The sequence below is a fragment of the Salipiger sp. HF18 genome, from assembly GCF_011806505.1.
Taxonomy (GTDB): domain Bacteria; phylum Pseudomonadota; class Alphaproteobacteria; order Rhodobacterales; family Rhodobacteraceae; genus Salipiger; species Salipiger thiooxidans.
The window spans coordinates 1-908 of sequence record NZ_JAATOS010000871.1 but is presented as its reverse complement, the minus strand read 5'-3'; the positions used below and the strand labels follow the sequence as shown (position 1 = coordinate 908).

Sequence of the window (908 nt, the reverse complement as noted above, 5' to 3'; positions counted from 1 at the left end):
GGGGGGGGGGGGTCCTCTTTTGGGGGGGGAGGTGGGCGGGGGGCGCGCCCCCCCCGTGCGCCTCCCGCCCCCGCCACTTCTGCAGGTCCGACGGCGTCGCACGGCTTTCCGGCGAGCCCTGCACGTAGACGCGCTTGATCCGGCCGTTGTCGTTGAAGTCGTTGACGTAGGAACCGGCCCAGGCCACCGACAGCAGGTTGCCGACGTTGGTGGGGGACACCCCGATCGCGCCGGCGGCCCGCCAGTCGATGTCGAGGTTGAACTGCGACGCGTCCTCGAGCCCGTTGGGACGGACGGAGCCGAGGATCGGGCTCTGCGCGGCCATGCCCAGCAGCTGGTTGCGGGCTTCCAGCAGTTGCTCATGGGTCTGCCCGGCCTGCGCCTGCAGGTAGAAGTCGAAGCCCGAGACGTTGCCGAGTTCGATCACCGAGGGCGGCACGATCGGGAAGACCATGGCGTCCTGGATGCCCATGAAGGCCGGGAAGGCACGGCCCGCCACCGCCTGCACGCTCTGCGCGGGCGAGGGGCGTTCGTCCCAGTCCTTCATCCGCACGAAGGCGAGGCCCATGTTCTGGCCCTGGCCCGCGAAGGAGAAGCCGACCACGCCGAACACCGAATCGACGCTGTCCTGCTCGTTGGTCGAGAAGTGGTTCTCGACCTGCTTCACCACCTCGAGCGTGCGCTCGGCGGTGGCGCCGGTCGGCGCCTGCACCAGAGTCAAAAGGATGCCCTGGTCCTCGTCCGGCAGGAAGCCGGTGGGGGTGTTGTTGAACAGGAACACCATGCCGTAGCCGAGCGCCGCGTAGAGGATGAGCACGCGGAAGGGGCGGCGGATCAGCCAGCCCACGGTGCCGGCATAGCCGTCGGTGGTCTTGTCGAAGCCCTTGTTGAACCAGCCCGCCGGGCCG

The 908-nt window shown here is 69.4% G+C and carries 1 protein-coding gene; it reads right to left on the bottom strand.

The features are described 5' to 3' along the window. Positions 1 to 908: efflux RND transporter permease subunit (locus HC022_RS27650; RefSeq protein ID WP_175583764.1), on the bottom strand; the 908-nt coding region annotated here is incomplete at both ends.